This is a genomic window from Tessaracoccus luoxuelianae (assembly GCF_055326245.1).
In genome coordinates this window covers 103,815-116,568 of sequence record NZ_JBUZNO010000001.1, presented here as the reverse complement: position 1 = coordinate 116,568, position 12,754 = coordinate 103,815, and the positions used below count along the sequence as shown (strand labels likewise).

Annotated in this window: 11 protein-coding genes and 1 tRNA gene; 11 read left to right on the top strand and 1 reads right to left on the bottom strand. The window is 67.6% G+C overall.

All coding sequences use genetic code 11. From position 1 onward, the window contains the following. Window positions 1-29 precede the first annotated feature (29 nt). The 9 genes from ACZK39_RS00520 to ACZK39_RS00480 all read left to right on the top strand — a co-directional run bounded on the left by ACZK39_RS00520 (window position 30) and on the right by ACZK39_RS00480 (window position 11,141). On the top strand, window positions 30-2,174 hold the full coding sequence (locus ACZK39_RS00520; RefSeq protein ID WP_182799672.1) for an alpha-galactosidase: 2,145 nt from the start codon (window positions 30-32) through the stop codon (window positions 2,172-2,174). 1 nt (window position 2,175) lies between these two features. Beyond that, window positions 2,176-3,252, top strand: coding sequence for an ROK family transcriptional regulator (locus ACZK39_RS00515; protein ID WP_463612214.1), 1,077 nt, complete (start codon window positions 2,176-2,178; stop codon window positions 3,250-3,252). 37 nt (window positions 3,253-3,289) lie between these two features. Further along, complete coding sequence (gene dusB, locus ACZK39_RS00510; RefSeq protein ID WP_182799674.1) at window positions 3,290-4,441, top strand: tRNA dihydrouridine synthase DusB; 1,152 nt, start codon at window positions 3,290-3,292, stop codon at window positions 4,439-4,441. 2 nt (window positions 4,442-4,443) lie between these two features. Next, window positions 4,444-4,683, top strand: a complete 240-nt coding sequence (locus ACZK39_RS00505; RefSeq protein ID WP_182782921.1) for a hypothetical protein — start codon at window positions 4,444-4,446, stop codon at window positions 4,681-4,683. Window positions 4,684-4,768: 85 nt separating this feature from the next. Next, a complete protein-coding gene (locus ACZK39_RS00500) occupies window positions 4,769-6,055 on the top strand; it encodes a citrate synthase (RefSeq protein WP_459054318.1) in 1,287 nt (428 codons plus the stop codon). Between the two features lie 63 nt (window positions 6,056-6,118). Then, window positions 6,119-7,183, top strand: a complete 1,065-nt coding sequence (locus ACZK39_RS00495) for an HD domain-containing protein (protein WP_463612410.1) — start codon at window positions 6,119-6,121, stop codon at window positions 7,181-7,183. A gap of 24 nt (window positions 7,184-7,207) precedes the next feature. Then, complete coding sequence (gene dnaG, locus ACZK39_RS00490) at window positions 7,208-9,040, top strand: DNA primase (protein ID WP_182782919.1); 1,833 nt, start codon at window positions 7,208-7,210, stop codon at window positions 9,038-9,040. Between the two features lie 116 nt (window positions 9,041-9,156). Further along, window positions 9,157-9,519, top strand: coding sequence for a DUF485 domain-containing protein (locus tag ACZK39_RS00485; RefSeq protein WP_182782918.1), 363 nt, complete (start codon window positions 9,157-9,159; stop codon window positions 9,517-9,519). Continuing rightward, on the top strand, window positions 9,516-11,141 hold the full coding sequence (locus tag ACZK39_RS00480; protein WP_220490941.1) for a monocarboxylic acid transporter: 1,626 nt from the start codon (window positions 9,516-9,518) through the stop codon (window positions 11,139-11,141). The genes ACZK39_RS00485 and ACZK39_RS00480 overlap by 4 nt, the downstream gene beginning before the upstream one ends. Here ACZK39_RS00480 and ACZK39_RS00475 read toward each other — a convergent pair. Beyond that, entirely contained in the window at window positions 11,047-11,946 is a 900-nt protein-coding gene (locus ACZK39_RS00475) for a sigma-70 family RNA polymerase sigma factor (protein ID WP_182782917.1), read from the bottom strand. The genes ACZK39_RS00480 and ACZK39_RS00475 overlap by 95 nt on opposite strands. A 105-nt stretch (window positions 11,947-12,051) precedes the next feature. Here ACZK39_RS00475 and ACZK39_RS00470 point away from each other — a divergent pair, with 105 nt between their 5' ends. Continuing rightward, window positions 12,052-12,543, top strand: coding sequence for a hypothetical protein (locus tag ACZK39_RS00470; RefSeq protein WP_459054319.1), 492 nt, complete (start codon window positions 12,052-12,054; stop codon window positions 12,541-12,543). A gap of 83 nt (window positions 12,544-12,626) precedes the next feature. Next, window positions 12,627-12,702: transfer RNA gene (locus ACZK39_RS00465), tRNA-Asn, on the top strand. Window positions 12,703-12,754: the final 52 nt, after the last annotated feature.

Sequence of the window (12,754 nt, the reverse complement as noted above, 5' to 3'; positions counted from 1 at the left end):
CGGCACCAACTGAACCCAGGGAGTCCATGATGAACACCCGACTTCTTCTCACCGCCCAGGGTGTCTCGATTGCGGTGATGGTGGCCGAGTCGCGAATGCCCGAGGTCGTGCACTGGGGCCACGAGCTTCAACCCCTCACCACGGACCAGTTCGACTCTCTCGCCCTCGCCAACGTGGTCCAGGTGGGGCCGAACAACCCGGATCTCCCGCCCCGCTTCGGCATCCTGCTCGAGGGGCGCTACGGGTGGGCGGGCCGGCCCGGTCTGGTCGGGTCCCGGGAAGGCCGGGACTGGACCCCCGACTGGGCTGTCACCGACATCCTGGTTGATGGACGCCCTGCAGAGCCGCTGGAACACCTGGGGCCTGCCACCGTCGAGTTCCATGCGCACTCGGCCACGTCGCTGCTCAACCTGACGATCACGCTCGAACTCACACCTGAGGGTCTGGTCCGGTTGCGCGGGGAGTTGACCAACCTCGATGAGGCTCCGTTCGCCGTCGAGGAGCTCACCCTCGCGATGCCCGTGCCCAGCAGGGCATCGGAGCTGTTCGACTTCGCTGGACGCTGGGGCGTGGAGCGGTTCCCTCAGCGGCGAGAGTTCACCGTCGGCCAGCATCGGCGGGAGGGCCGGCACGGGCGGACCGGGGCCGATGCCGCCTACGTCCTGCACGCCGCGACACCCGGACTCGGCTTCCGCGCCGGCGAGGTGTGGTCCGTCCACACGGCCTGGAGCGGGAACCACCTCCACGTCGCGGAGCGGGACTTCATCGGTCATCAGGTCCTCTCCGGCGGGGAACTCCTCCTGCCCGGCGAGGTGGTTCTCGGTGCCGGTGAGAACTACCGGACGCCATGGCTGTTCTTCAACTACGCAGACGGGCTAGACGCCCAGGCCGATCGCTTCCACGCCTGGCTTCGGGCACTGCCCCACGCCCCGTCCGCTGAGAGGCCCGTGACGCTGAACGTCTGGGAGGCCGTCTACTTCGATCACCACGCCACCCGCCTCATCGATCTCGCCGAACGCGCGGCCGCCCTTGGCGTGGAGCGCTACGTGCTCGACGACGGCTGGTTCGGGGCCCGTCGCGACGACCATGCTGGCCTGGGAGACTGGGTGGTCTCGCCCGACGTGTGGCCGGATGGCCTCCACCCGCTCGTCGACCGGGTCAAGAACCTCGGGATGGAGTTCGGGCTGTGGTTCGAGCCCGAGATGATCAACTTGGACTCGGATCTGGCGCGGGCGCATCCCGACTGGATCATGCAGCCCGCCGGACGGCTGCCCGTCGAGGCCCGCCAGCAGCACGTCCTCAACCTGTCGATCGACGGCGCGTGGCGACACGTCTTCTCCCAGATGAGCGCCATCCTGACGGAGTACCGGATCGATTACGTCAAGTGGGACCACAACCGCGATCTCATCGACGCGGGGACGGCGCCGCACGGGGAGCCGGCCGTCCACGCCCACACCGTCGCCTACTACCGGCTGCTCGACACTCTCCGGCACCAGCACCCCGATGTGGAGTTCGAGTCGTGCAGCTCCGGAGGCGCGCGGGTGGACCTGGAAGTGATGCGCCGGGTTGAGCGGGTCTGGGTCTCCGACGTGATCGACCCCCACGAGCGCCAGCGGCTCCTGACATGGACGAGCCAACTGCTTCCTCCGGAGTTTCAGGGCAGTCACATAGCGTCCGGCCGTTCCCACAGCACGGCGCGCTGGCACGATATCGACTTCCGCGCCGCGACCGCCGTTTTCGGCCACCTCGGCATCGAATGGGACCTGGCACAGGCGACCGAGGAGGAGCTCGGGCAGCTGCGGTGGTGGATCGACTGGTACAAGGCCAACCGTGGGGTGCTGCTGGGGGGCCGCCAGGTGCGGGTGGACATGCGGGAGCCCGAGTGCTATTTCAAGGGTGTGGTGACACCCCGCAAGTCCATCTTCTCGTTGTCGGTGCTTGCGGCCAGCCCGGTGGTCAGCCTCGGTGTTCTACAGTTCCCCGGCCTCGACCCCGAGGCCACCTATCGCGTCACCGTCATCGACCGTCAGCTCGTGCCGGCGATCCACATCGTGCCCTGGGAGGCCGCCGAGGCGCCGCTGGTGCTTCCCGGGCATGCACTGATCCACGCCGGCATCCGGGCCCCACAGATGCAGCCGGACACCGCGGTGATATTCGAGCTCGACCGGCTCTGACATGGCGCCGTGGCCCCTCGACCCCACCACCCGCAGCGTCGCGCTGGCCGTCCTGCGGCACGGGCCGATCTCCCGGGCCGAGGTGGCGAGGCTACTGGGTCTGTCATCGGGGTCCCTGACCAGAATCACGAAGCCGCTGATCGAGACCGGTGTCCTTGAGCAGGGCGCTCCGTCGGCGTTCGAGATCGGCCGGCCGCCCCTGCCGCTCAGGATCGTCGATGAGTCGGCCAGATTCCTGGGCATCAAGATCGTCCCCGGTCATGCGTGGGTGGTGGGCACGGGCCTGGCGGGGGAGATGCACCACTCCGAGGAGGTTGACCTGGACACGGCCACTTTGGAGTCGACGGCCCAGGTGTTGGCCGGCGTGGTGCGGCGGTTCCCGGGTGTCTCGGCTGTGGGCGTGTGTCTGCCCGCCTCCGTCGAGCCACACGGGGTTCTCCACGCCACGCGGATGCTCGGCTGGCCCGGCGGCGGGAACCTGGCCGCACGGCTGATCCAGCTCACCGGAGTGGACTGCGCCACCATCAACGACATCGACGGATTGACCCTGTTCCAGCACTGGTTCGGCATGGGGCGTGGCCTGACCCAGTTCGCCGTGGTCACTTTCGGGTTGGGGGTCGGCTGCGGCGCCGTGGTGGACGATGCACTGCTGCTGGGGCGCCAAGGCGCCGCGAGCATCCTGGGGCGTCTCTGGCTCCCCGATGGTCGGGTCTTCGGTGATGTCTTGTCGATGGCCGCCGTCGAAGAAGCAGCCGCAGCCCTCACGGGACGACGGCTGACCTTCGAGGAGGTGCTGGTGGACGCGGATGCCCGGCCAGCTGTCGAGGATGCCTCGCGGGCGATCGGGTGGCTGGTGCGGGCCGCTGCCATCGCGTTCGCCCCGGAGCGGATCCTCGTGACGGGGGAGGGCATCGACCTGCTCGGGGGATCCTTGGACGTCGTCACCGGGGTGCTCGAGTCGGACTGGCGCGAGGACCTCGACGTGCCGGAGTTGGTGCTGCAGACGCTGGACTTCCGCGATTTCGCGCGCGGTGCGGCGGTGGCCGCCATCAGGCTGCGGTTCACAGCGCCGGCCTGACGTAGGCTGGGTGGCCGCCGACGTACCCAGGAGTCACATGCCCGCGATCTCGCCACTTCGTCTGCACGCGCCCAGCCGTCCCGACGCCGTCGTCGTCCAGCTGCCAGTGGTCCTCGCGCCGATGGCCGGGGTCACCAACGCGGCCTACCGGCAGCTGTGCCGGGAGCAGGGCGCGGGCCTGTACGTGTGCGAGATGATCACCTCACGAGGCCTGGTGGTGGGCGACCCTAAGACCCGCGCCATGCTGCAGTTCGACCCGGGCGAAGCCACCCGGTCCGTGCAGCTCTACGGTGTCGACCCGGGGGTGATGGCTGAGGCGGCCCGGATCCTGGCGCGGGACTACGCAGTGGCCCACATCGACCTCAACTTCGGCTGCCCGGTACCGAAGGTCACCCGCAAGGGTGGCGGGGGCGTGCTCCCGTACAAGAGGGACAGGCTGCGCGCCATCGTGCGCCAGACGGTCCGCGCCGCCGACGAGTTCGGCGTCCCCGTCACCATCAAGACCCGGATCGGCATCGACGGCGAGCATGAGACCTTCCTCGACGCCGGGCGGATCGCCCAGGAAGAGGGGGCTGCCGCCATCGCCCTGCACGGGCGAACCGTGGCGCAGGCCTACTCCGGTGAGGCGGACTGGTCCCGGATCGCCGAGCTGGTGGCGGCCGTCGACATCCCGGTCCTCGGAAACGGGGACATCTGGGAGGCGGAGGACGCGCTGCGGATGATGGACGAGACGGGCTGCGCAGGGGTGGTGGTGGGCCGCGGCTGCCTGGGTCGGCCATGGCTGTTCGGCGACCTGGCCGCGGCCTTCGGCGGCGAGGATTTGCGGCACCGGCCCACGCTGGGTGAGGTGGGAAGGACGCTGACGCGCCACGCCGAGCTGCTCACAGGATACGTCGGCGAGCGGCACGCATTGACGGACCTGCGCAAGCACATGGCCTGGTACTTCAAGGGCTACCCCGTGGGGGAGCTGCGCCGCCGGTTCGCGATGGTCTCGACGCTCGACGAGCTTCGCGACCTCGTATCTCAGCTCGACCACGACGCGGGGTTCCCCGAGACGGAGCTGGGTACTGCCCGTGGGCGGCAAGGGTCGCCACGGGCTCGGGTGGTGGTGCCGTACGGTTGGTACGACGACACCTCCGGGTGTGAGCTGGATCTATCTGACGCCGAGATCGGCGTGAGCGGAGGATGACCGTGGCGGAGCCGCAGGACGAGACGACCAACGAGCCGCGCAAGAAGCTGCCGATCTGGGCGCAGATCGGGCGCGTCGTTGCGCTTCTCGGCGTCCTGGTTCTGTTCGTCAGCGCCTATTTCGTCTCGACCACCACCGGTGTCGAGGCCGGGGAATGGGAGCGGATCGGCAGCAGCGCCTTCGGCATCGCGGTGATGGGGGTCGCGATGCTGTTCCTCGGCCGCGCCCAATCGCGAAAGTAGACCCCAGCGGGGACGGCCGTGACCGCGTCGTTATTCTGAGGCAATCGCTGGCCCCCCCGGGCCGGCCCGGTCCCAGGAGGTCCCCATGGGCGAAACGGCAACGATCATCATCGACGGGGTGAGACACGAACTCCCCGTCGTCACCGGGACAGAGGGCGAGCGGGCGATCGACATCTCGTCGCTGCGCGCTTCCACCGGGCTCATCACGCTCGACGACGGCTACGGCAACACCGGCTCCTGCAAGTCGGCCATCACCTTCATCGACGGGGAGGCGGGGATCCTGCGCTACCGCGGCATCCCGATCGAAGACCTGGCGCAGCGCTCGAGCTTCATCGAGACCGCCGAGCTGTTGATCTTCGGCCGTCTGCCGGACGAGAATGAGCGGGCGGAGTTCCGTCATCTGCTCACCGAGAACGCCGCGCTGCACCGCGACATGCGCAAGCACTTCGACGGGTTTCCCGCCACGGCCCACCCGATGGCCATTCTGTCGGCGATGATCAATGCACTGCAGACCCATGAAGTGCATGAGGCGCAGTTCACGGACGCTCAGCGCTTCAAGTTGGCGGCGGCAGGGCTCATCGCCAAGACCCGCACCATCGCGGCGGCCTCGTACAAGTCCCACATCGGCCAACCCATCGCCTATCCCCGCTACGACATGAACTATGCGGAGAACTTCCTCCACATGATGTTCTCGGTGCCCTATCGGGACTACGAGGCCACGCCCGAGGTGGCGCACGCGCTCAACATGTTCCTCGTCCTCCATGCCGATCACGAGCAGAACTGTTCCACGTCGACGGTGCGCATGGTCGCGTCGGCGGGAGCGAGCATGTTCTCCTCGGTCTCCGCCGGGGTCAACGCCTTGTGGGGCCACCTGCACGGCGGGGCGAACATGGGCGTCATCGAGATGCTCGAGCACCTGCGAGACACCGGGATGAAGCCCCAGGACTACATCAACCGGGTCAAGGATCGCTCGTCCGGGGTCAAGCTGATGGGCTTCGGGCATCGCGTCTACCGCAACTTCGACCCCCGGGCCATCATCCTCAAGGCTGCCGCAGACGAACTGCTCGACAAGATGCACATCACCGATCCGCTGCTCGACATCGCACGCGAGGTTGAGCAGGCAGCGCTGGCCGACGACTACTTCGCCTCGCGTCGGCTGTACCCCAACGTCGACTTCTACTCGGGCATCATCCTGCGCGCCATCGGGATCCCGCTGGACATGTTCACGGTCATGTTCGCCATCGGCCGCACCCCCGGGTGGATCGCGCACTGGAAGGAAGTCTCCGAGAACCCTGCGCAGCGGATCTACCGGCCGCGTCAGGTCTACGTGGGCAACCAGGTCTCCGAGTGGGTGCCGCGGTCCGAGCGCTGAGGTAGGTACGGTTGGGAGACCATGGACACACCGCTACCGCGCACCAGGCTCTGGGCCTCGACCATGCAGGGTCACGGCGAAGGGGTGATCACGGCGCATGCCACGTCATCGGTACGCACGTCCGTCCGTGACCCCCGCCGTCGTGAGCGGCGCGAGGAGTTGGAGCGGCTCACGCTGGTACCCGAGGCGAGCTTCGCCGGTGGAGCCGGCAACCGGGCCCGTCCGGAGGAGCCGGATGAGCTCCGCACGTGCTTCGAACGCGACCGGGACCGCATCGTCCACTCGGCGGCCTTCCGGAGGTTGGCGGGCAAGACCCAGGTGGTGGTCTACCCCACGGATCATCAGCGCACCCGGCTGACCCACGCCCTTGAGGTGGCGCAGGCCGCCGTGGCGATGGCCCGCGGCATCGGGGCCAACGCGACACTTGCCGATGCCATCGCTCTGGGGCATGACTGCGGGCACGGCCCTGGTGGCCACGCGTCCGAGGACGCCTTCGACCAGTTCGTGCCAGGCGGCTACGACCACGGCCCTTGGGGCGCGGACGTGGTGCTGCGCCACCTCAACCTCACGGTGGAAACGTTGGACGGCATCCGCAACCACTCGTGGTCGCGTCCCGCACCGGCCACCCTTGAAGGCGAGATCGTCTCCTGGGCGGACCGGATCGCCTACTGTGCGCACGACCTGGAGGACGCAGTGTCGGCGGGGATTGTCACGCTCAGCGAGGTTCCGGAGGTGGTTCGCGAGGTGGCGGGTGTCACCCGGACCCGGCAGTTGGCCACCTTCATCAACGCCGTCATCGACACCACGGCCCGAACCGGGGTGGTCGGCATGGATCCGGCCAGCGCCGAGGCACTCGGTCAGCTGCGGCGTTTCAACTACGAGCGCATCTATACCCGCCCTGAGTCCGTGGCGCAGTCGCACACCGTGGTGCGGGTCCTGACGGACCTGGTGGAGTACTACCTCGCAGCGCCGTCGACGTTGCCCGAGGAGTTCCGTGGCGACGATCTGCTCCGTGGCGTGGTCACCTATGTGGGCGGTATGACCGACCGGTTCGCCTTCGAGCAGGCGCGCCTCCTCCTCGGCTGGGACCCCGCGCAACTGCCTCGCGGTATCGGCCGCGGGGCCTGAGCAGGCAGCGGGTACAGTGGCCCCGTGGCGGGCCGGATCAATGACGAGGACATCGCGGCCGTCCGTGAGCGCAGCCGGATCGACGACGTGGTGGGCGGCTACGTGGCCCTCCGTAACGCAGGCGGGGGATCGCTGAAGGGGCTGTGTCCCTTCCATGACGAGAAGACGCCCTCCTTCACAGTGACCCCGTCACGCGGCTTCTACTACTGCTTCGGCTGCGGTGAGGGTGGGGACGTGATCACGTTTCTGCAGAAGCAGCAGAACCTCTCCTTCACGGAGGCCATCCAGGTGCTCGCGGACCGGGCGGGGATCGTGCTGAGGATCGAGGACGACGGCGGCCCGGGGCAGGTTCCAGGGCTGAGGAAGCGGATCCTTGAGGCCAACGAGGCCGCGCAGGAGTTCTACGCCGCCCAACTCGAGTCCGCCGAGGCGATCGAGGCACGGCACTTCCTCCACGGCAGAGGGTTCGACCGCGCCGTGGCGCAGCGGTTCCGCATCGGCTACGCGCCCCGGCACGGCGGGGCGCTGCGGCAGACGCTGCACTCCCAGGGGTTCGCGGATGACGTCCTCCACGCTGCGGGGTTGACCAGGCAGGGGGGGAGGGACTTCTTCGTCGGCAGGGTGCTGTGGCCGATCCGGGACTCCGCCCAGGCCGTCCTGGGCTTCGGGGCTCGACGGATCTATGACGACGACCGACTGCCGGCCAAGTACATCAACACCCCGGAGTCGCCGGTCTACAAGAAGTCGCACGTGCTCTACGGGCTGGACCTGGCGCGGCGCGAGATCGGACGAAAGGCCCAGGCAGTCATTGTCGAGGGCTACACCGACGTCATGGCGGCCCACATGGCTGGCGTGGAGACGGCCGTCGCGTCGTGCGGCACCGCCTTCGGCGACGATCATGCGCGTCTTCTCCAGCGTCTGATGGGCACGCAGGACGGGTTGCACGGCGAGGTGATCTTCACCTTCGACGGTGACAAGGCCGGTCAGGCCGCAGCGCTGAAGGTGTTCAAGGGCGACCAGAATTTCATCACCCAGACCTACGTGGCCGTCGAGCCGACGGGTCTGGACCCCTGCGACCTGAGGCTGCAGCAGGGCGATGCCGCGGTGCGCGAGTTGGTGGCGCGCCGGATACCGCTCTACCGCTTCGTGATGTCCAACATCGCCAAGAGCTACGATCTGGACCGCGCCGACGGGCGCCTCGGGGCCGCACGAGAAGGTGCCGAGCTGATCGGTGCGATCCGGGACCAGTCCCTCGTCAACCAGTACCTGCGGGAGCTCGCCGGCGTGCTCGGCATGGATCTCGATGAGGTGCGCAGGGAGGCGTCCAGGGTCCGCCATCGGGGTGCCCCGGCCGAGCAGGTCGCGGCAGAGTCCCCCGAGAGGCGCGCTCCGGATCCGGAATGGCCGAGCCCGGACGACCCGGCGCTGCGCCTCGAGCGCGACACGCTGAAGCTGATGCTGCAGCACCCCACCACGTTCGATGCGGCGTGGAACGCGGTAGAAGCTGAGGACTTCACCCACCCCGGCTATGCGGCTGTGTTCCGGCTGCTCGCCTCGGTGGACTACGGCGATGCCTGGATCGACAGGCTCCGATCCCAGGCGCCCACTGATCTGGTCCGGCAACTGATCGTCGCGCTCATCGTCGAGCCGCTCCTCAGGGAGGCCGACGAGACGTATTCCCTCGCCCACACGGCGCGGCTCCGGCTGGCGCGGGTGAACCGCCAGATCGCCGATCTGAAGTCAAGACTCCAGCGCACCGACCCGGTGAAGGATCCCACTGGCCACCGCGCCCAGTTCGCCCACCTGACGGAGTTGGAGATGCGGCGCAAGGCGCTCCAAGCGGTTGGTTTGGGCTGAAGCGGCGCCACACCCCAGGGGGTACCTGACAAAGCCCGGATTGCATTGTCATGTCGCGTGTGCCTAAAGTCTCTTCATGTCGAGACACTGTTGTCTCATCGACCTTCAGGAGAAGCATGTCCCAAGGCCGCACCGTGGATCCGCTGGATCCAGTCGATTCCAGAGCCGTGTACGTCGAGGTGTCCACGAGCCCCGACTACCTGGAGCTACGTTCCAGTTTCCGTCGGTTCGCATTCCCCATGACCATCGCAGGTGTGGCGTCCTACTTCGTCTACGTCGTCGCGTCCATCTACGCCGTCGATTTCATGTCCTCGCCGTTCCTCGGGATGCGGGGTCTCAACACCGGCATCATGCTGGGGCTCTTCCAGTTCGTCGTGGTGTGGGTCTGGACCGCCATCTACGTCAACTACGCCAATCGCAGGTTGGATCCGCTGTCAGCCCGCATCAAGGAGCGCATTGTGAATGAGGGTGCGGCATGATGAGCCTGCTTGAGACCGCGCAGTACGGCAACCCGCTGATCAACATCGCCGTCTTCGCCATCTTCGTCGCCGCAACACTCGCGGTGGTCATCGTCGTAAGCCGCCAGAAGACCAAGGCGTCGGACTTCTACACCGGCGGGGCTCAGTTCTCCGGGCGCCAGAACGGGCTGGCCATCACTGGTGACTACCTGTCTGCCGCCGCATTCCTGGGCGTCACAGGCGCGATCGCCATCTATGGCTACGACGGACTCCTGTACTCGGTGGGCTTCTTCGTCGCTCTGCTGCTCGCGCTGTATCTGGTCGCGGAGCCGATGCGCAACACCGGCAAGTACACGATGGCAGATGTGCTCAGCTTCCGGATGAACCAGAAGCCGGTGCGCACCGCGGCCGCGACGTCCACCCTTGTGATCTCGTTCGTCTACCTGCTCGCGCAGATGGCTGGCGCCGGTGGCCTCGTCGCGCTGCTGCTGGGTGTGTCTGACAAGAACATGCAGGGCGTCGTGATCGCGCTCGTGGGCCTGCTCATGATCGTCTACGTCCTCATCGGCGGCATGAAGGGCACCACCTGGGTCCAGATGATCAAGGCCGTGCTGCTGGTCAGCGGCGCCGCGGTGATGACGTTCCTGGTGCTGATGGGAGAGGGCTTCAACCTTGATGCCCTGGCGCTCGGCGCTCAACAGGCGGCGCTGGACGCCACCACGGGCAATGGGATCGACCTTCTGCAACCCATGGCGCGCTACGGCGCCACTGAATGGACGAAGCTCTCCTTCCTGTCGCTGTCGATCGCCCTCATCGCCGGGCCGTCGGGGCTCCCACACGTGCTGATGCGCTTCTACACGGTCCCCACCGCGAAGGAGGCCCGCAAGTCCGCCGTGTGGGCCATCATCCTCGTGGGCGTGTTCTTCCTGTTCACGCTCGTTCTCGGCCTAGGCGCGGCCAAGCTCGTGGGACAGCAAGCCATCGTTGCGGCCCCAGGTGGCGCCAACTCCGCGGCGCCGCTACTGGCGCTGACCCTGGGCGGAGAGATCTTCATGGGCGTCATCTCCGGCATCGCCTTCGCCACCATCCTCGCGGTGGTGGCCGGGCTCACGATCACAGCCTCGGCATCGTTCGCCCACGACGTCTACAACTCGATCCTCAAGGACGGCAAGGCCGACCCGGCGCAGGAGGTCCGGGTGGCGCGCTACACGTCCGTTGTGGTGGGGGTGCTGGCCATCCTCGGAGGCATCGTCGCCAACGGGCAGAACATCGCGTTCCTCATCTCGCTGGCGTTCGCGGTGGCTGCCTCGGCCAACCTCCCGTCGATCCTCTACACGCTGTACTGGAAGAGGTTCAACACCCGCGGGTCCGTGTGGTCGATCTACACCGGCCTGATCTCGGCCGTGCTGCTGATCGTCTTCTCGCCCGCCATCTCCGGCTCACCCACCTCCATGTTCGGCGAGAGCGTGGACTTCTCCTGGTTCCCGCTGGACAACCCGGCGCTGGTCAGCGTCCCGATGGCCTTCCTTGCAGGGTGGCTCGGGACGGTCACGTCGAAGCAGCGAGGCGACGAGGAGTTCGCGATCGAGATGGAGGTGCGCTCGATGACCGGCGCCGGGGCTGGTGAGGCGATCTCTCACTGAGGCCGGTGGTGCGATCCCCGTCGAGGAGGGCGCGCGCCTGCTCGATGGCCTCATGCTCCCAGCGGTGGACTGTTGATTGTGAGGCGCCCAGCCTGCGGGCCGTGTCCGCCAGGGTGAGCGCCTCACCGACAACGCCGAACCGGAGCTCCAGCACCCGACGATGTCGCCGACCGAGAAGTCCGAGGAAGTCCAAACCCACCGACTCAACCCTGGCGAAGCTGGCCTCGGTGGCGGGGTCCGCCGCCATGACGTCGTCGAGGCTCACCATTTTCACCATCGCGCGATGCGCGGCCGTGAGCGAGACGCCTGCAGCCTCGGCGGCCGCCGTCATGCCGATGCTGTTGCCGATGGATGCCTGGGTGTCCCGCTCCACTCCCGCGAGCCGAGCGGCCCGGCGGTCCGCGCGGCTGGCGGCGGGGCGCCCGATCCGGTGCCGGGCCCCTTCGGACAGTGCCCTCACCACGAACTCGAAGACGTAGGTGGTGAAGCGCACGGTGCGCGTGTAGTCGTAGCGCTGAATCGCCTCGGCAACGGCGACGCACCCGTCCTGGAACAGATCCTCGGGCGGAAGGTCGTGGGTCGCGGCGATGCGCCTGGCCTGCTGCATGGAGATCTTCAGGCCGACGGCCCAGAACTGCTGCATGGCCTCCCTCCCCAGGCCGACGATCTGGCAGAGTTCGGCGTCTGGTCCGTGCAGCTCAAGAAGGTGCGCGGCATAGAGCCCCGCCTCCACCGCGCGTGCGCAGGCCAGGTCCTGCCCGGGGCCGAACCATGCATCGGGGAGTTGCAGTGCGTTGAAATCCATGGCCACAGCCTCGCTCCCTGGGGCTCCCGACTGCGGCCCCTGATCTGCGTTGTGGACAACTTCATACGGACAACACTTCTTATCCACACGGAGCACAATGGGGTCATGGAACTGTTCAACCGTCTCGACCCTGTCATCCTCGAGGGGCTCAACGAGGCCCTCGGGCACCGTGCCGACGTGCTGGCCCATGGGATGGGGGAGGGGGTGGTGCTGGTTGGCACACGGGCCCACCTTGCCCGACGCGTCGGTGACACGTGGCGGGTGTGGGGCTGGGAGGAGGTCGGCAGCGGCTCCTGGATCGGGGAGGCCGACATGTTCCGCTGGCGCACCGTCGAAGGTGAGAGGTTCGAAGCGCAGCTCACCGATCCGGGCAGGCTGCCTGAGCTGTTCCAGGAGCGCGTGCAGGCCTCCACCGTCGTGCAGAGCGTGGTGGACGGGACCAGGGGCCAGGTGCAGATCGTGGGGCGCAGGAGCCTGGGAGAGAATCCCAAGCTCCACTGGTACGCCGTGCCCGCCGGTGGTGCGGACCTGGAGGATCCCGCCACGCGGGCGGCCGTGGTCGCGGAGACAGACCGCCTTGCCACCGAGTACTTCTGAGGCGAGCGGCGAGCGGCGCGAGGCCGATTCGCACCACCTGGATCGATCTGCTAACGTACTTCAGGCGCGTGGGAAACCACCGTTCCCTGGTAGCTCAATTGGCAGAGCATTCGACTGTTAATCGAAGGGTTACTGGTTCGAGTCCAGTCCGGGGAGCCATGCGAAAGCCGCTCTGACTAGGTTAAACACTAGTCAGGGCGGCTTCTTCGTC

Excerpts from the sequence above, each read along its gene's own strand:
- ACZK39_RS00520 (WP_182799672.1), top strand. The coding sequence starts at position 30 with ATGAACACCCGACTTCTTCTCACCGCCCAGGGTGTCTCGATTGCGGTG.
- ACZK39_RS00515 (WP_463612214.1), top strand. The coding sequence starts at position 2,176 with ATGGCGCCGTGGCCCCTCGACCCCACCACCCGCAGCGTCGCGCTGGCC.
- dusB (WP_182799674.1), top strand. The coding sequence starts at position 3,290 with ATGCCCGCGATCTCGCCACTTCGTCTGCACGCGCCCAGCCGTCCCGAC.
- ACZK39_RS00500 (WP_459054318.1), top strand. The coding sequence starts at position 4,769 with ATGGGCGAAACGGCAACGATCATCATCGACGGGGTGAGACACGAACTC.
- ACZK39_RS00495 (WP_463612410.1), top strand. The coding sequence starts at position 6,119 with ATGCAGGGTCACGGCGAAGGGGTGATCACGGCGCATGCCACGTCATCG.
- ACZK39_RS00485 (WP_182782918.1), top strand. The coding sequence starts at position 9,157 with ATGTCCCAAGGCCGCACCGTGGATCCGCTGGATCCAGTCGATTCCAGA.
- ACZK39_RS00480 (WP_220490941.1), top strand. The coding sequence starts at position 9,516 with ATGATGAGCCTGCTTGAGACCGCGCAGTACGGCAACCCGCTGATCAAC.
- ACZK39_RS00475 (WP_182782917.1), bottom strand. The coding sequence starts at position 11,946 with ATGGATTTCAACGCACTGCAACTCCCCGATGCATGGTTCGGCCCCGGG.
- ACZK39_RS00470 (WP_459054319.1), top strand. The coding sequence starts at position 12,052 with ATGGAACTGTTCAACCGTCTCGACCCTGTCATCCTCGAGGGGCTCAAC.